Here is a 17,373-nt window from a genome sequence, read left to right on the forward strand (position 1 = left end):
GTGACGCACCCATTGTCGTGGATTCCCAGCACGGGGAAGCGTTGACCTGCTGGAACAGGGCATTATCGAGCGTGCGACCCTAGGCTCGCGTACGCATACCCCTACCCGTCACAAGGGTCGAGCGATGACGCAGGAGGAAACACTTATGCACCTGCGCTCCACGCCGGCAGCCCCCTCCGCCTCCTCCGAAACGGATAGGGCCCGGCCGGAGCGCCGTTCCTGGGATCCACTGCGCTGGTATCCCGACATGCTCGTCCGCCGGTGCAAGACTTGGGTACGGGACAGGCCGTGGCGGCGCCGGGTGCTGTGGATAATGGTGGCCCTTTTCGCCTTGGTCGTCTTTCCGGGGATCATCGGTGTCGTTGCGACCGCTCAGGTGAGCAGCGGCGTCTCGCAGATCGACGGTCTCAGCTGGATGAATGTCAAGGACTCCCAGGGTGTCCCGCTCGCAAACTACATATTCGCCACCGACAAAGGCGATCTGTTGCACCCTGGCAATACGATTCTGTGGACCATTCTCGGCGTGGAGTTCATCGGCTACATGTCCATCGTGACCACCGCGATCTGGATTGTCGGTTTCACCTTCAGCTTCACGTGGCTCGATATGTTCGCCGACGCCCTCACTGGCGTAGCCGACGCGTTCGTCGCCCAGATCGCCACCCCCATGATGCTCATCACCGCGGTCACCATCGGCGCGTTCTTCGTCGCATGGTTCATAGTTCGTGGCTTTCCGGGTAAAGCCACCATGCAGGTGGTCACCATGTTCGGTGTGGCAGTCCTGGGCCCGATCTTCCTCGCCGAACCATTGGCCGAGGTGCTCTCCTCGGACGGATTGCTCAGTCAGGGGCGCAATGTCGGCCTCTCGGTGGCCGCCGGCCTCACGGGCGACGGAAACCCGAACCCGGCAGTACTCGTCACCGGTATGCAGAACGACCTGGCCGATAATTTTGCGCGGAAGCCGGTGCAGGTATGGAATTTCGGGCACGTGGTCGACAACTACTACTCGTGCGAGAGTGCGTGGACTTCCGCAGTGCTCTCCGGGAGCGACGACAATATCCGCGAGGGTATGGAGAACTGCAACAACCAGGCCGCAGTCGCCAAGGCCGACAACCCCACGATGGGGCAGGTGGGTACCGGCCTGATTCTGCTGGTCTGCGCCACATTGCTGTTGTTGTTCGCGGTCTATCTGGCGTTGAAGGTCACCAAAGCGGCACTGGACACGATCTATCACGGGTTCATGGCCATCCTCGGTTTTGCGGCAGGTGGCTTCATCTACGGGCCCACCCAGACCTATCTCGTGCGCAATATCGTGGACGGCTTCATCTCCGCTGCACGAATGGCCGCATTCACCTGCTTCCTCGGGATCTATATCCTGTTCATGACCAACCTGTTCGATCAGGCGGCAGGCCAGGTACTTTCGGTGATCGTTATTGCCTGTGTGGTGGAAATCGTGGCCATCAGCCAGATCCGGCGTCTCAGCAACAGCCTGGATCGAGGAAACAGCTGGGTGGCGAATCGTTTTGCGCTGGCCATCCAAGGCAATCAGAGCGGAGGTGGTGGGGGTACGGCTCCGGGTATGGGGATGGGCGTCGGCCCCGGCGGTTCCGGCGGCGGCAGTTCGCTGAGCGGGCTGGGCATGCTCGCTGCCCTCAGCACCATCAACAACTCACCGGTGACCGGCTGGCTCATGATGGCCACGCCCAACCCGTTGAGTCCCTTGGCGCGCGGCAAGCGACGTTCGGAAATGACGAATATCCGCACCGCGGCATCACGCCAGCAGATGTACGACTGGGGGCACCAGGGCCGCGCCAACTGGCTGATGCGGGCAGAGCAGCGGGCCAACCCGTTCGGCGGTATGCAAACCGCACTCGGTGTCGCACATGCGCTCGACGGGCTGGGCGATATGAAGGTTCCGGGCAACTGGCTGAATGCCGTACTGCTCGCCGGTGGCGCCCCCGAGGGAGTGTCCAACCAGGGTTTGCGTGCCCTTGCTGCCATGAACTCGAGTATGTCCAGTAATCCCTATGGCTGGAAACCACTGCAGAAAGCGATCGCCGCTGCCCGCGCCGTCGAAAATCACATGCGTCCCACCGATCCCTTGGAGGCCCGCGCGGCCTTCGCGGCCCAGGCAGCGATGGCGGGAGCCAACTTCCGGCGCCACACCCTCCGGCCGCGCCCCGGAGCTGTGATCAATCAGGGCTTCGTCAACCGGGTCAAGCAGAATTGGGACTCCGATGTCGCGCTGCGCCAGGCCATCACTCCCGCCGAATGGAATACGGTCGGCCGCGATACCCGCTGGGCAATCGGCAACCAGGCGGCGCGAGGATTCGAGTCAGCAGCGAACGCTTTCGCCGCGGATCCGAACAACCTCAGCGCAAAGCGGGATCTCTACCGCTGGCATCTACGGCTGGCCAACCTCGATCATCTCGATCCGCGTGAAGGCCTGGACCCCTTCGATCCCTGAGCGCGGCGGCGGAGCGGCCCTTGGAGGGTCGGTTCAGTCCGCCCAGCGCCGCGCCGCGAAACTGCTCGGCAACGAGGTGACCCGGACATCCTTGCCGCGGCTCGGGGCTTCCACGCATTTACCGTCGCCGATGTACATCATCACATGCCCCATCTCCCCGTTCTTGTAACTGCTTTCGGGGAAGATCAGGTCGCCCGGCTGGATATCCCTGTTCGCGACCTTCGGCAGGGAATTGAATTGATCGTCGGCGACACGGGGAATGTTCACGCCGGCTTTCTTCGCCGCGTACTGCATGAGCCCCGAGCAGTCGAAGCTGTCCGGCCCCTCGGCTCCCCAGACATAGGGATCGCCGACCTGGTTCAGGGCAGTCTTCACAGCATGCCTCGCACGGGCGGATCCTCCCTCGACCGCGGCCTCGCCCTTACTCGTGCCGGACGCGAATTTCACCCCGCCGGGCAGCTCTTTGCCCAGAAGGTTGTACAGGTATTGATTGGTCAGCTGGTTGATGGCCGAGGCGGCGTCACCGGCATTCGCGGATCCGCCGGCGACGATCTTGTGCGCCGCCTGCAGGGCCACAGTCAGGATCTTGCGAACCTTCTGCTGGCCCTCCTTCGTGTACGCCATCGGTCCGAGTTCGGCCAGCGCCGCGTTGACCTGTTTCAACAGCGACCGCACCGCGTTCTTGTCGACCTTGTTCGATCCCGCCAGACCGGAAATGTATTTGGCCAGTTGTTTGTCGAGGTTGTTGAAGGCCGTGGCGGCATTGTCCTGGAACAGCATTCTGGCCTTCAGCATCGCGGGCCCGGCACCGCGGGAGGAATCCGATCCGCCGGCTTCCTCCTTCAGTTTCTTCACCTCGGGGTCCTTGGGCTCGCCCTCGCCGTACATATCTTCGAGGAGTTTCAGCACCTTCATCGCACGCTCGGCCTCCGGGGACATCCCCGTCGCGGCGTCCTCGGCCACGGGCGCCGCACCGCCGGCACCGGTCAGCCCCGAGAGCGCCGAGCCGATCATGGGCAGTAGGGACGCGCCGGCCATCATCGCCATGGGCGCCATCCGCGCCAGCATGTCGGGGTCCACCAGCGGTTCGGGGTCCGTCTCCTCGCGGCGGTCGGCCGCCGGGGCGGGCGCGGGAGCGGCCGCCGCCGGGGTACCGGTTACCGGGGCGGGTACGCCGGGTACCGGAAGGACCGGGAGACCGGGTAGCGCGATACCGGGCGGCGGTGCGGCAGCCGCCGGCGCAGGCGCGGACTGGGCGACCGGGGTCGCGGTGGGGCCGGATGAGGTGGCCGGAGTGGCCGGCCCCGGCGGGGCTGCCGGTACTCCCGGTGCGTTGGGACTTCCGCCGGAACCCCACCGCCGGCGCCCACCGACCCACGGAGACCCGGTTTCGGGGGCACCTTCCGCTTCCGCCTCGCCCTCGAACTCCGCATCGACGGTGAACGGCCCGATTTCCGCGCTGGTCACGACACCTCCCGCAGTACCCGCTTGATCTGGACGTGCCCGGCACCGGGAACACCCGAGCGCACGAATTTCCCGTCCTCGATCGTCACCAACTCACCCGATCCCAGCGCTATACCGGCCCGGGTCGCGGCGTTGTCCCGGTAATCCCAGAACACCAGATCACCGGGCGATATAGCGGCGGGATCCACCACATGCCCGCAGAATGCCTGTTCCCGCACGGTTTCCGGCAGGATCACCGGTTCGCCGTATGCGGAATCACCACAGTTCTCCACCGCTGCCGCGCGGGGTGCCCGGCCCGGTATACACCGTCCCGACGAACCGGCGACGGAGGCGCTGTAGATCACGTCCCGGATGTAGCCGGCCGGTTCCGCCGCGCCGCCCGCCTCGGGATACCCCAGGGCGAGCTCCGCGGCGCACACCGTGGCGGGATGATTGCTGCTTGCCTGCAAGGCCGGGCCCTGGCGGGGGGCCACCTGCATGGCGGACGCGCATTCCCGTTCGCGCGGGCCGGCGTCCGGGTCGTCGGCCGCGAAGGTCAAAGATGCGTAGGGGTTTCCGGTGGGCGTGGCCGAGAGCGAAGGGGGTGCGGTGGGAACCGATACGGTACTGGTGGTGGCGGGGGTGGTGGTGGGCGTCGTCCCGGTGGCCGGTCCGAGCGCGATATCGCATTGCCGCCCGAAATCCTGTTTCGCCATCGAGGTCAGCTCCGCGAACGGCGCCCCCACCATGAGCGCCGGCCCGCCGCAACAACAGCACACCAGCAGGACCAGCACCACGATCAGCTTTCTCTTCGACACCACCGCAACCGATCCACCCGGCGCCGCCCGCTCACCGGACCGACTCCGGTTCGCGCCGGGTCGTCCGGGACACTGCGGTGGGCGTGCTGGTGATGGCTTCCGCTCGATCCGCTCGGGCCGGGCCCAGTACTTTGCCACGCCCGATACGGCTCAGCGCATCCCGCATGAACATCTCACCGCGACGTTCTTCCGGCACCTGGCGGCCTGCTCCCACCGGCGGCGAGGTCTCCTCGCGAAGTGCCTGCAACAGGTAGGGCGCCTCTTCCAGATCCACGCCCAGCCACTCCAGACTGTTGCGGGCCAGCGTTTCGTCGCGCTGCCGGAAGACGAACCGATTCGGGATCAGGTTGTGCGCCGCGCCCTGGAAATCGGTGGCGGGATCATGGGAGGCCAGCCCGATCGCGGCGAGGTGCTTACGGCCGTCACGACTGAAATCCGAGGTCACCGACGCACCGACTTGAGTCTGCGTGAAATGGTGCGCCTCGTCGCCGACGAGGAGACCGAAACGCCCGTTGTCGGAAAGGAATGCTTCCCGCGCGGTCACTCCGACGAGCTCGTAGAGCGCGGTCCCGAGCCGTTTGGTCAAGGGCAGCCGATTGTAGAGGTGCGGGGTGGTCAATTCCTCGGCGGTCGGCAGGGCGAGGTTGTGGCTGCGAACCACGGTGGCGGCAGCATCCAACCGGATGGGCGCAAGGTTCGGGTCGAACAGCACCGGCACTCGTTCGACAATGGTTCCCAGCCTGGACGCCAGATCCGCGTATTCGTCGAGCGCCCCGGGTTCGTCGCGCAACCGGCACACCACACGGTAGAGGTCCAGTAGGCTGGCGATGTTGTGCTCGGTGATCCCCTTGGGTGACAGCAGGTTGCTGATCACCGCACCCGTTCCCGATGTAGGCGACAGATCGAGTAGGGGAAGCACCGAATCCAGTGCTCGCTCCCCGGCCACACGGGGATCGAACAGCCGCAGCGGATCCAGCGAGACCGATGGGTTCGCCAGGTCGATGACCACGGCATCGTCGATGGCGGCGGCGAAATGTTCCCACTCCCCCACCTGGCTTCGGTCGATCGCCAGGAACTGCCCGCCCATATCGTGGACGAGCACGGCCATGAGCTTCAGGAAATACGATTTACCCGAGCCGAGTTCGCCGGTGACCGCGAAAGACGCGGACAGGTCGTGCAGCGCCGCCTCCATGATTCCGAAATGAATCGGCTCGAAATGCCCGGACAGCAGGTTGAGGCCGATCACCGGACCGCTGTCGTCACCGATCTGGCTCGTCGTGAACGGAACGAAACCCGCCCACATATCGGAGGGCACGATATGGGCGAAATCGTCGAACGCCCGCCGCGGCGGACTGCCGGGGACCAGCAGCGACCAGAGATCGACCTGTGCACCGACCGGTGCGGCCATCTCCACTTGGAATCGCTTGTAGCGGCGGCGCAGCGTGTTCACCGCGTCCATGGTCTCGTCCCGGGAAGGCCCCCCTACCGCGATCACGGTGGTGAAGGACACCTCCGATTCCCCGCCGTTGACCTCGAAGTGCTGGTTGTATTCCCCCAGCATCTGTGCCTTGGACATGAGCGTGTTCTGCGCGAACGAAACTTCCTGGTCACGCTGGTCCATCTGTTCGCCGAGACGGCGCAGATTCACCTCGTTGCTCTTGAGCACTTGATCGGCAGGTTTGGTGGAGATCCGCATTCCCCAGTCGACGGTAACCGCGCCGCCGAGACCGTCGATCACATTCAGGAATTCGCTACCACCCGGGAACATCATGCCCGAATAGGGGAACGACCGCGGGGTCAGCATTGCCTGGTAGGACGGACGGTATCCGGTGTCCGGCTGCACCACCTTGATCACCGGGACGAACGAGGGGCGCAGCCGGCGCTGGGAGTCGGCCCGGGCGCCTTCGTCCAGTGCCGCGGATTTGAAAACCGCCGCCGTCGCCTCGTCGAGTGCACCCGCGCGGGTCGGTGCCACCGGATCACCGACCGCTCCGCGAGCCAGATAGTGCTCCCACAGCCACTGGAACAAGGCCGCGGGCACCGGTACCGGGTCGAAATCCCCGCCGACCCGCGACAGGATCTCATTGGCTTCGTCCTCGTAGGCATCGAGTTCGGCACGCGAGATGGCCGTCGCGTCGATAGTCGTCGTACTCCCCCGCCACATCCTGGACAGCGCCGATATTCCGCCGGTACTCGCGGTACCCACCGGAATTGAGAGTAGGTAGATCCGGGTCTGCGGGGAGATGGCGCGGACCCGCTCATAGGAGGCGAACACCTCGTCGGCGTAATCGGCGCATTCGTCCAGATCCACACCCTCGACCATTTTGCTCAGCACATCGAGCGTGTTCTGCCGCGCCTGGATCCCCAGCAACAGTGACCCGTTGGGCAGGTTGTTGATCAGCGCGTGGTGCGCGAGTTTGACATCGAATTTATCGCCGGCCTTACGCAGACCGTACCCGAGCGGCGTGATGAAGTACGTGGCCGTGACCAGGCCCGAATGGGTGAACTGGAGATGCCCGCGAATCGCGGCCGTGGGTTGTAGGTCCCGGTTGAACCCCATCAGCGTCCCTCTCCGATTGCCGACCGCCCTCCGTTACCGCTGATCATCGACCGCCAGCTGGATGCCGGTGGGGGCGAATCCACCACCTCCACGGGGCGCGGGACCCGATTCGTGTTCAGCAGGTCCAACAGCTGCCCGCCCCGGGCCGAAACCCGTTGGGCGCGGCTTTTCCGGGGACTGCCCGGAGCCGGTTCGTGCGGCAGTATGGCCACCACGGTTTCCTCGACGAACATGGTGATCCGGGCCGATTCGGGGGTCACCGGCATTCCCGAGGCGAGTACCGGTTTCGGATAGCAGATCAGTCGCGCGAACCAGACCACCCGCGAGAACAACCGCACACCCGTGTACGGGACGAGGCCCAACGCAAAACCGAGCACGGCCGTGAGCGCCAGCCCGGCCAGAAAGGTGATCGCCGGATTCGCCGGCAGGGACATCGCCGCGGCACCCGTGATGATCAAGCCGATGGCCACACCCGCCACCTGCGGCAGGGTATAGGGACCGAACGGCAGCTTCTGCCCGTTCTGGGCCTTGCCGATCATGGTGGGGACGCGTTTGACCGGCGTGAAAATCTTGATTACCTGGGCGGTCACTGATAACCGCCCCCGACGGGGTGGTCCGGAACGATCATATTGGCGTCCGCGCGGGCGAAGTTCACCAGTGTCGGCAGCATCCAGAACAGTACGGCGGCCAGAATCGCCGAACCCGCGACACCGAGAATTTTGGCCGGGGACAGCTTGGATTTCGCGGCCTCCGAGATCAGCACGGCCATCGAGACGATGGTGATGAGGATCAGTCCGGCCCACCGTACGAATACCAGGATGCCGTAGAGGATATTGCTGAGATTGCTCATGGTTGCCGCCTCGTATCAGTTCTGGGTCGCCGGGGGGATCTCCGCGGTGGTCGTCGGGGCTCCCGTGGTGCTGCCGGTGGCCGGGCCGGTGTTCTCTCCTGGTGGCACGACCAGGGTCAGTGGCTCCTTCAGCGCCGGCAGTGTCTCGATGGCCCGCACCTGCCACTGCCCCTCACCGCGGACCATGGTGAGCGGGTAGGCCAGCGCCGGGGCGGTCCCGGACGCGCCCTCCGGGGTGACTGTTGCCAATACCTGCGCATTGGAGCCGGCGGTACCGCAGGCGGAATCCTCGGCGGTCACGGTCACTGTGCCGAGTTCGGTGAACGGCGCCGGACGCAACGCCGAAATTCCGGAATCGACGGTGACATAGCGCGCCACATCGCCGGCGCCGGTCAGATACGCGTTCAGGAATCCGGTGGCGACCTGCGCGAACGCCGTCTCCTCCCCGCACGGGGCCGAATACGCCTGCGCCAGATCCGAGCCGACCGCGGGCGGTTCCACCGCGGCGGGCAGAGTGAGCGCCCGCAGACTGCCCTCGGACACCGAGACCGGGACCCGGTAGTAATGCCGCGCGGTACCCGACCCGGTCCGGCCCATCTGCACCGATACGGTCACCGACCACACCTCGACCGCGCCGGCGTCGAGGGTGCGCGTGATATAGACCACCAGCGGCGCGCTGACCTGTGCCCCCGTTTTCGGTAACGAGATCCGCTGTGTCCCGTCGACATAACGTGACAGCGCGTCCTGATCGCTCGCGTCGGCGCTCAGATAGGTGACGACAAAATCCTGGGCGAACGAAGCCGCCAGACTCGCGTGCCCTGTGACCCGCACCATCTCCTCGTCTCCCGGTGGGGCCGGGTCGGGGGCGAAGAAACTGTAGACAGCGTGCCCGCCGCCGAGTACCGCGAGCACCGCCAGGACCACGACGACGATATTGTCGCGACGGCGCCGTGCAGCCATCCGGCGAAGCAGTGCCTCGCCCGAATCCGCGCGTCCAGCCGCCCCAGTCCTCACTCTCGGAATGGTAGAGAGCAGCCTGTCCACCAACGGAAAACATCTTCCCAGGCATGGGGACCCGCGAATACACCCGTTCTCAGGACACCGGACTGTGCCGCAGCCGGCCCGCCAGCCGGAACCGCAACTGGTCGTCGTAACCGATCGGGCTCTCCGTTGCGACCGGACCCGTCAGATCCGGTTCCACCACGGGGATATCGTCGGCCACCCGCACCAATTGGGCGATGGCCAGCTCCCGGTTGGAGAATCCCGGGTACGGATACAGCAGTAGCGAGGTGGGGGTGTAACCGCCGCTGTAGTTCAACGCCCGTACCGTGACGCCCGCGCTCTCGCCACCGCGGACCCGAGAACCGAGTTCCACCAGCCGGACCCGATCGTCGGGATGGAAAACATCGACCGGCCGGAACAGATAGTCCCAGCGTATCCACGGTGCCGGATCGGTGAGCCAATGCGAAATACTGGTATATCCCAACTGGACGACCGCGAGATGGTTGCCCGCGCGGCGGTGTGCCTCCCGCAGGCCGACACTCTCCAGAGTCGGCCAGATGGCCGGATTGTCCTCCGACGTGATGTCCTCGATCAGCCACCACGCACCGCGGGTGTGTTCGTCGTTGCGGGCCCGCACAGAGATCCGCCAGCGGGTTGCCCGCCCGGCATTACGCAGCACGGTGACCTCGAATTGCATTTTGTCACCGGCCACGGGGCCGTACAGCAGGTCGAGGACTTCCGCGTGCCGGTCGAATGCCGAGATACGATGGAAGAATTCGGCGATCGACATCCGCGGTACATACTCTTCGGGTGCGCTACCCGACAGCGCCGTGATACCGCTGGGCTGCGCGAGGGTTTGGCTGTCCAGATCCCAGATCGCGCCGACCGCCGCCGGTAGTGGCGGCACCGGACCGTCCGCGGGCCCGGCCCACCAGCGCACCGCGTGCACTTCCCCGGCGGGCCCGAATACCGGCCGGACCATCAGCCGGTGCGGTCCGGATCGAGTGGTGAAGGCGCGATCCAGGTCGATGGCCCCCGTCGTGGCAGTACGCAGAGCCTCGGCGATATCGCGTGTGGTCAATCCGTCGTAGAGAGCTGGGGTACGTGCGAACTGTCGCTGTACAACGCGGCGCCAGTCGGCGAACTCGCGTGCGGTATCCCCGACCGACGCGACCGAGAAACCTTCCGGCGCCAAAGTTTCGACCGTCACCCAGGGGATCACTGCGCCCTCTCATCGCGTGCGTCCAACCGTTGCGCGGGGCTTATCGCTATCGCGACAACATCCGCAGGAGATAATGTACCGTTACACAGCGGTACGCTCAACAGTGAAATCGCAGTCGATAAGCCGCACGACACAGAAATCCACCCCGCGGCCACCGCCGGAGAGGTACGACCATCCGGCCACCCGAACGGGCAATGATACGGACCCCGATATGAGCACAACCGAATCGGGTCCTCGATGAATGGTCCGGACCCGGCCGCCGAGCAGCCACGCCGCCCGCGGCGGCGACCGGCGCCGACCGCCGAAAACTACTGCCCGGTGGGCAGATCACGCATTCTGCGAGGTCAGCGCGATAACCCCCGCACCCGCAAGCAGTCCCAGATCCGCCAACTCGGAGGAAACCACACGCAACCCGGGCAGAAAGGGCAATCGCGCATGCATCGCGACCGCGTTCTGCAGCGGTTTCCACAGCGCGGAGCCGGCCGCGGCGATGGGCCCGCCGACGACGACCCGGTCGATATCCAGCAGTGCCGCCACCGAAGCGATGGCCCGGCCCACCGCGATACCGGCTCGTTCCAGCGCCGCCAGGGCGATACGGTCTCCGGCCTGCGCGTCCGCCGCGAGGCCGGTCACCGAATTCCCGGCCCAGCCCTGCTGCCGGGCCCAAGCCGTCAAAGCCGGCGCACCCGCCACCGATTCCAGGCATCCGCGGCCCCCGCACACACACGGATCGTCGTAGCCCGGTACGAGCACATGACCGACCTGGCCGGCGTTACCGGTCCGCCCGACCACCACGAATCCGCCCACCATCACCCCGCCGAACACCGTCTCCGACAGGTGTATCGATAGCGAATCCATCACCTCACGAGTTGCCCCGAAATGCCGTTCGGCCAGCGAAAGACAGACACCGTCCAGCGCCATCGCCACGGAGGCGGCGGGGAAAAGCTGCTGGACCGACTCGACCAGCGGAAAACCGGACTGCCATTCCTGAACCTGCGCGGGCGCCACCACACCGGAGGCCATATCGATCGGCCCGTTGGAGGCGATTCCGACCGCGGCGACCTCCCGGCCCGCCGCGATCCGGAGCAGGAGCTCGCGCACCTTGTCCCAGGCGCCCTGTCGCGGTATCGGTATCTGCTGGACCTGGTCGGAGCCCACATCGTCGGCGATCTCGATCGCAGCGAGCCGTGTCGTGCCGATCTCCAACGCCAGGATTGTCATCTACGCACCACCAGAACTAGATCCGCGCTTGCTCCCGCAGCATAGTCAGACAGCAGCGGTGCCCGTCGGCTGGAGCGGACGACCCAGGACGATATGGCGTTTGGGCGCACCGGATACCACCGCGCCGTGCGTGGGGCGCGGACCGTTGCGGATGATCCGCATCGGCCGTTTGTGATCGATCGGCACAGTGCGGTGCCGATCCAAGTTCTCTATGACGTTGCCCGAGTTGTCGTAGGCGATGCCCGCCCAGATCATGGCTCGCGGTGCATCGCCCCGCTCGATGAGAGTCTGCGCCAAGCGCGCACATTGATCGAACAAGGGACAGCCATAGCAAGTACGTACTGCCGAATGCCAGGCGTCGGGTGTGCCCGAATCCAGGTCCCAGCTGTCCGGGATCTCCGCACACGGTGGGCGCTGCGCCGATTTCACCGCCGCGGAAGGGGGTGGCGCGGAAACCCGCGACTGATTTGTCGTGCGAGGTAGAACAACGCTCAACGACCGTACTCGTACTGTGCTCATCACCGTCTCCGGAACTGCCGAGGGCACGCCGGGGGTACCGATACGTGTCCCGTTGGTCGGGCGGATCGTCAGGGCTGCTCAACAGTCCCCGGAAACAGCCGATGTCAGCTGCATCACGACGGTAGAACACCGACAGGTCTGGAAGCAAGGCCTCGTACCGCTACTTAACGGTACGTTGATCTTCATTTCACATATTCAAGCCGCCATACAGCGGTTCGTTTGGTTACGGACCGTTTATCTACGGGCCCAAATATGGTTTCCTATAGGTATGCCTGGCGAATCCGAGTACACGATCGACGAGCTGGCGCGGGCCGCCGAGACCACCGTGCGCAGTGTCCGCGTGTACCACGAGCGGGGCCTGCTGCCCTCGCCCGATGTCCGGGGACGTATCGGGTACTACGGATCCGACCATCTCAATCGGCTGCAGACCATCAGCCGATTGCTGGGCCGCGGGATGAAACTCAACGGCATCCGGGAACTGCTCTCCGCCTGGGACCGCGGCGACGGCCTCGCCGATGTACTCGGTGTCACCGACCAGAACCCCGGTGCACCCGACCGCCCGTCACCGGACCATCCGCCTGCGCCGGAACCCGAGGAACCCGCCTACGAGCTACCCGAGTACGTACAACAGGCACTCGCCGCCAGCGACGACCCGTTCGACGTCTACCGGGTCACCAACCCGCGATGCAGCGATCTGGCCACCCGCCTCGGCGATGCGGGCCTGCCCCCCAACGTGACCTTCCAGCTCGTCGAGCGCCTCCGCGCCGATTGCGACCGGATCGCCGACCGCTATGCCGCCGATATCTTCCATATCCTCGCCGGAAAGAGCTACGAGCAGTCCGAACGAAATATCAAGGACCGCACCAAACTGGAAACCGATCTCGCCATCGCGCGCCTCATCGTCACCCGCGCCGCATCGGAGCTGATCGACCAGGCCTTCGGCCGCCGCGCCGAACTACCGGTGGAGACTCCGCCGCCGCCACGCACCTACGCTGTCCAGCGCAACGGGGCACCCAACGGTAAGCAACCGTCCCGGGCCCGTAGCTGAGATACCGGAGCCGATTCCGGGAGACGGGCGAGAAATGTCGGGGTGACAGGATTTGAACCTGCGACCACCCGCTCCCAAAGCGGGTGCGCTACCAAGCTGCGCCACACCCCGTAGTACCCCCGAAGGGGTGGTTTCCGGTCTCGGAGAGAGCGGGTGACGGGAATCGAACCCGCACCATCAGCTTGGAAGGCTGAGGTTCTACCATTGAACTACACCCGCATGCATACAGCAGCGGTGGGATCGCCACGATGCCGTGTGCATGAGCGACTGTACCGAATGCCACTTTCTTTTCGCCAATCAGCCCCCGTTCCGGGCGCCGGCGCGCCGTCCGGGTCCCCTGAGCCGCCCGGGCCGGAACCGGTACGACCTATCGCGTGAACACGACAGCCGGGCACTCCCCGGCGCGCGCGAAAAAAATTTCCCGAAAGTGTGTAACACCGGCGGGTTCCGGACGATACGCCAGAGATTGCTGTTGTTCCGGGGTTCGAGAACTTGTTCTAGAACGCAGGTCTCCGGGCCCCACCATCTTGCTACGATCTTCTTGCCGGACGGGGTATCTGGAAAGGGGGCGGTGGCGTGCACCCGACAAGGTGGACCATCCGCACAGCAGTACGACAGAGCCGGGTGGCCCCGGCACCGAAGCCGCGCGGTCGCGGCGCGATTACCTCCGCCTGCGGTGATCGCGATGCCTGCTGAGAGCCGGCCACCCGTCCATTCCACCGCCCGCGAATGGGCCCTGGCGGCGGGTGCCCAGCCCGATGCCGATATCACCGCGGCCGAGATCGAACCTGTCCTCGTGGATATCCTCGAGCAGCTCCTCGAGCTCACGGTGTCCGATCCGTTCCCGATTCGCGCCGCCCGCCGGCTCGGGGCGCGGCTGTGCGCGGAACCGCTGCACCAGGTGCGGATGCTCGCCCTGGTGACCCGCACCCTGCTGGGCTTCCCTGCCGGACCGCGCGGCTCCCTGGTGGCGACCCAGTGGCCGCTGGTGGCCAGCCAGGCCATCGACAGCTACGCCCAGGCGCTGCAGGAGCTGGCGCTGGCGCAGCAGAAGAAGAACTTCTCCGACGAGGCCACGCAGCGGGTGCGTGAATTCGCCGCCCTCCAGCAGCGGCTCGAACACGAAGCCACCCATGACGCGCTCACCGGCCTGGCCAACCGCACCCTGCTGCGCAAACGAGTCCGGCAGATGGCCGATCACCCGCAACGCGGGGTCGGGCTGCTGGTGGTCGATCTGGACCGGTTCAAGCAGATCAACGACAACTACGGTCACGCAGTCGGCGACGAGGTACTGGTCGAACTGGCGCAACGCCTGCGCGAGGTGGCGCCCCCGGGGACCGTGGTCTGCCGCTACGGCGGCGACGAGTTCGTCCTCGCGGCCGGTCTCGACAAGGACCGTGTCGCCGAACTGGCCGCGAATATCGTGCTCGCACTCAATGATTCGGTCTGGACCGCGGCCGGGCCGGTACCGGTATCGGCCAGTGTCGGCACCACGTACTCGCCGCCCGAGGACCGCGCCGAACTGGCCGAACTGCTCCGCCGCGCGGACCTCGCCATGTACTCGGCGAAAACCGCGGGCGGGCGCCGCTACGTCGGCGCCGAGGCCGCGGGCGGGGCGGTCGATACCGCAGTGGCGGGTTGAGCGGGCCGAACAGACAGGTTCAGCCGGGCTGGCACCCGGCGCACCAGAACAGGTTCCGGCCCTCCAGAACGCTGTGCCGCACCGGCGCGGCACAGCAGCGGCACGGCTCGCCCGCCCGCCGGTAGACGTAGGTGCGCGGCCGGTCGGCGGCGTAGGACGGCGCGCCGTGATCGTGTTCGGGACGCACCACGTGCATCTTCCCGCGGCGCACCCCGACCCGCATCAGTCCGACCAGATCCGCCCATAGCGCCGACCATTCGGCCGGAGTGATCCCGGTACCGGGCCGGGACGGGGAAATACCGTGCCGGAACAGCACTTCCGCACGATAGACATTACCCACCCCGGCGATGACGCCCTGGTCCATGAGCAAGGAGCCGATACTGCGCCGGGAGCGGCTGATCCGCGCCCAGGCCCGGTCCGGGTCGGCATCGGGACGCAGCGGGTCGGGTCCGAGCCGGTCGACGAGCGCCGCCACCTCCGGCGGTGTCAGGATTTCACAGGCCGTCGGCCCGCGCAGATCGGTCCCGAACCCGGACCCGTCGCGGCCGGGCCCGGATATCCGCATCCGCACCTGCCCCACCGGCTCCGGCATCGGCAGACCGGATTCGGTGAACGTGCCGTACAGCCCGAGGTGGACGTGGACGAACAGCTCGCCCTCGTACTCGTGCAGCAGATGTTTGCCCCAGGCCTGCGACCGCAGCAGGGTGCGCCCGTCCACCCGGGCGGCACCCGCGGCGAATTTCCCCTGCGGACTCGATACCCGCACCACCGCACCGGCCAGGCGCCGTTCGTGCCGGCGGGCGAGCCGGTGCAGGGTATGTCCCTCCGGCACTCGCGTCAGGAGGCGGGCAGAGCGGGCGCTTCGCCGGTCTTCTCGTAGGCGGCGAGGATATCGATACGACGCTGGTGCCGCTCCTCCTCCGACCACGGGGTCGTCACGAAGGCATCCACGATCTCCAGCGCCTCCTGCTGCGAATGCATCCGGCCACCGATACCGATCAGCTGGGCATTGTTGTGTTCACGGGCCAGCCGTGCGGTTTCGACGCTCCAGGCCAGCGCACACCGCGCGCCGGGCACCTTGTTCGCGGCGATCTGCTCACCGTTACCGCTGCCACCGAACACCAGTCCCAGACTGCCCGGGTCGGCGACGGTGCGACGGGCCGCCTCGATGCAGAAGGCGGGGTAGTCGTCGAGAGCGTCGTAGACGAGGGCGCCGCAGTCGACGACCTCGTGACCGGCCTTCTCGAGGTGATCTTTGACAACGTTCTTCAATTCGAAACCAGCGTGATCGGCACCCAGGTATACGCGCATGCCGCGATTGTGTCAGGCCCGGAAACGGCCGATGACGGCGGGCGGGTGGCACCGCGCGAACCGGTGTGACCTTCCGTACCCGGCCGAACGAGTGCGGAGGTCCGCTTAGAGTCGGGGTATGCAGCCGCACGACCCACAGCAACCGTCCGGGTCCGGCCCCCACTGGGGCACGAATCCGCCGGAGCCCGGGCCCTACCCGTGGCTCACCGACCGTCCGGGCGCCCCGGCGGCTCTACCGGCCGGTTATCCCCCGCCGCCGGGTCCGGCGCACGAACCGCGTGGACTGTCGCCGTTCGGTATGCCCGCCCGGCACAGCTGGGAGATCCCGCTGCTGACCGTGGTGGTGCTGTTCACGGGAGTTGCGTATCTGCTGGCTTTTCTGCTGCTCGTGCTCGGTGCCGTCAACGAGTACATCCTGATCCTCGTTGGGGCGCCCCTGCTGATCTGGCTGGGGCGCGGGCTCAACTATTCGCGGCAGCGGGTCAACGGCGTGAAGATGTCGCCGACCCAGTTCCCCGAGGGCTACCGGATGGTGCAGGAGGCCGCGGCCCGGTTCGGTATGGCAGCAGCACCGGATGCGTACGTGGTACTCGGGAACGGGCAGATCAACGCATTCGCCTCCGGCCACGGATTCCGCCGCTACGTGGTGGTCTACAGCGACCTTTTCGAGGTCAGCGGCGCCGCCCGCGAACCGGACGCGCTCGCGTTCATCATCGGCCACGAGGTCGGCCATATCGCGGCCGGGCATGCGTCCTATTGGCGGCAGCTGGGGATGTTCCTAGTCCCGTTCCTGCCGATCCTGGGAAATTCGCTCATCCGGTCGCAGGAGTACACGGCCGACAACCACGGTTACTGCCACCGGCCGCAGGGCGCGGCACCGGCTATGGGCACATTGGCGGCCGGTAAATACCTCAACACCTCGGTGGATTTCGACGAAATGGCCGACCGCGCCGCCCAGGAACGCGGCTTCTTCGTCTGGATGGTGAACGCCATGGCCTCCCATCCCGTGCTCACCTGGCGGATGTGGGCGTTACGCGACCGCAGCAGCCACGGCCGGTTGTTCTGGCGGCCCGGACCGGGGTCGCGGCCGATCCCCCGGCAACCACCACCGCCCCCGCCGGGGACTCCCGGCGGGCAGCCGGTGACGATGGCGAAAACCCCGCACTGACCTGGGATCGGTGGGGGGGGGGGGCCCCCGGGGGGGGGGGGCGCCCCCCCCCCCCCCGCCCGAACCGGGCGGCGCCGGCGGGGGGGGGGGGGGGCGAGAATATAA

At 66.5% G+C, this 17,373-nt stretch carries 15 protein-coding genes and 2 tRNA genes; 4 read left to right on the forward strand and 13 right to left on the reverse strand.

All coding sequences use genetic code 11. The features are described from left to right. Positions 1-313: 313 nt before the first annotated feature. Positions 314-2,464 (forward strand): hypothetical protein, encoded by a 2,151-nt coding sequence (locus QH196_RS01790; RefSeq protein ID WP_280413988.1) that lies wholly within the window; start codon positions 314-316, stop codon positions 2,462-2,464. A gap of 33 nt (positions 2,465-2,497) precedes the next feature. Here the strand turns inward: QH196_RS01790 and QH196_RS01795 are convergent, their stop codons facing one another. The 9 genes from QH196_RS01795 to QH196_RS01835 form a co-directional block, all read right to left on the reverse strand. Continuing rightward, a complete protein-coding gene (locus QH196_RS01795; RefSeq protein WP_280413989.1) occupies positions 2,498-3,931 on the reverse strand; it encodes a C40 family peptidase in 1,434 nt (477 codons plus the stop codon). Further along, positions 3,928-4,728, reverse strand: coding sequence for a hypothetical protein (locus QH196_RS01800; RefSeq protein WP_280413990.1), 801 nt, complete (start codon positions 4,726-4,728; stop codon positions 3,928-3,930). Before QH196_RS01800 ends, QH196_RS01795 begins: the two co-directional genes overlap by 4 nt. Positions 4,729-4,756: 28 nt before the next feature. After that, the gene (locus tag QH196_RS01805) at positions 4,757-7,285 is read right to left on the reverse strand and encodes an ATP-binding protein (protein ID WP_280413991.1); all 2,529 of its coding nucleotides are present in this window, start codon (positions 7,283-7,285) and stop codon (positions 4,757-4,759) included. Further along, positions 7,285-7,875, reverse strand: a complete 591-nt coding sequence (locus QH196_RS01810; RefSeq protein WP_280413992.1) for a hypothetical protein — start codon at positions 7,873-7,875, stop codon at positions 7,285-7,287. The genes QH196_RS01805 and QH196_RS01810 overlap by 1 nt, the downstream gene beginning before the upstream one ends. After that, on the reverse strand, positions 7,872-8,135 hold the full coding sequence (locus QH196_RS01815) for a hypothetical protein (RefSeq protein ID WP_033247376.1): 264 nt from the start codon (positions 8,133-8,135) through the stop codon (positions 7,872-7,874). Before QH196_RS01815 ends, QH196_RS01810 begins: the two co-directional genes overlap by 4 nt. A gap of 15 nt (positions 8,136-8,150) precedes the next feature. Beyond that, positions 8,151-9,095 (reverse strand): conjugal transfer protein, encoded by a 945-nt coding sequence (locus QH196_RS01820; RefSeq protein WP_280413993.1) that lies wholly within the window; start codon positions 9,093-9,095, stop codon positions 8,151-8,153. 133 nt (positions 9,096-9,228) lie between these two features. Beyond that, complete coding sequence (locus QH196_RS01825) at positions 9,229-10,347, reverse strand: GAF domain-containing protein (protein WP_280413994.1); 1,119 nt, start codon at positions 10,345-10,347, stop codon at positions 9,229-9,231. Positions 10,348-10,686: 339 nt separating this feature from the next. Then, entirely contained in the window at positions 10,687-11,580 is an 894-nt protein-coding gene (locus QH196_RS01830) for an ROK family protein (RefSeq protein ID WP_280413995.1), read from the reverse strand. Positions 11,581-11,625: 45 nt separating this feature from the next. Further along, positions 11,626-11,877: a hypothetical protein gene (locus QH196_RS01835; RefSeq protein WP_280413996.1), complete on the reverse strand. Its 252-nt coding sequence runs from the start codon at positions 11,875-11,877 to the stop codon at positions 11,626-11,628. Between the two features lie 490 nt (positions 11,878-12,367). Here QH196_RS01835 and QH196_RS01840 point away from each other — a divergent pair, with 490 nt between their 5' ends. Further along, a complete protein-coding gene (locus tag QH196_RS01840) occupies positions 12,368-13,147 on the forward strand; it encodes a MerR family transcriptional regulator (protein WP_280413997.1) in 780 nt (259 codons plus the stop codon). A 37-nt stretch (positions 13,148-13,184) separates the two neighbouring features. Here QH196_RS01840 and QH196_RS01845 read toward each other — a convergent pair. Both QH196_RS01845 and QH196_RS01850 read right to left on the reverse strand, forming a co-directional pair. Continuing rightward, positions 13,185-13,258: transfer RNA gene (locus QH196_RS01845), tRNA-Pro, on the reverse strand. A gap of 37 nt (positions 13,259-13,295) precedes the next feature. Further along, positions 13,296-13,366, reverse strand: a tRNA-Gly gene (locus tag QH196_RS01850). 466 nt (positions 13,367-13,832) lie between these two features. On the opposite strand from QH196_RS01850, the gene QH196_RS01855 reads away from it, so the two are divergent. Beyond that, positions 13,833-14,789 carry a diguanylate cyclase domain-containing protein gene (locus tag QH196_RS01855; RefSeq protein WP_280413998.1) on the forward strand — a complete coding sequence of 319 codons (957 nt, stop codon included), beginning with the start codon at positions 13,833-13,835 and terminating at the stop codon, positions 14,787-14,789. A 19-nt stretch (positions 14,790-14,808) separates the two neighbouring features. Here the strand turns inward: QH196_RS01855 and QH196_RS01860 are convergent, their stop codons facing one another. Together QH196_RS01860 and QH196_RS01865 are read right to left on the reverse strand one after the other, a co-directional pair. Continuing rightward, positions 14,809-15,621, reverse strand: coding sequence for an Fpg/Nei family DNA glycosylase (locus QH196_RS01860; protein ID WP_280413999.1), 813 nt, complete (start codon positions 15,619-15,621; stop codon positions 14,809-14,811). A gap of 5 nt (positions 15,622-15,626) precedes the next feature. Further along, positions 15,627-16,100, reverse strand: coding sequence for a ribose-5-phosphate isomerase (locus tag QH196_RS01865; protein ID WP_280414000.1), 474 nt, complete (start codon positions 16,098-16,100; stop codon positions 15,627-15,629). Positions 16,101-16,218: 118 nt separating this feature from the next. Between QH196_RS01865 and QH196_RS01870 the strand changes: the two genes are divergently transcribed. Then, positions 16,219-17,268 carry a M48 family metallopeptidase gene (locus QH196_RS01870; protein WP_280414001.1) on the forward strand — a complete coding sequence of 350 codons (1,050 nt, stop codon included), beginning with the start codon at positions 16,219-16,221 and terminating at the stop codon, positions 17,266-17,268. Positions 17,269-17,373: the final 105 nt, after the last annotated feature.

Origin of the sequence: Nocardia carnea, assembly GCF_029868325.1 — a bacterium.
In the GTDB taxonomy this organism is placed as follows: Bacteria; Actinomycetota; Actinomycetes; order Mycobacteriales; family Mycobacteriaceae; genus Nocardia; species Nocardia carnea_C.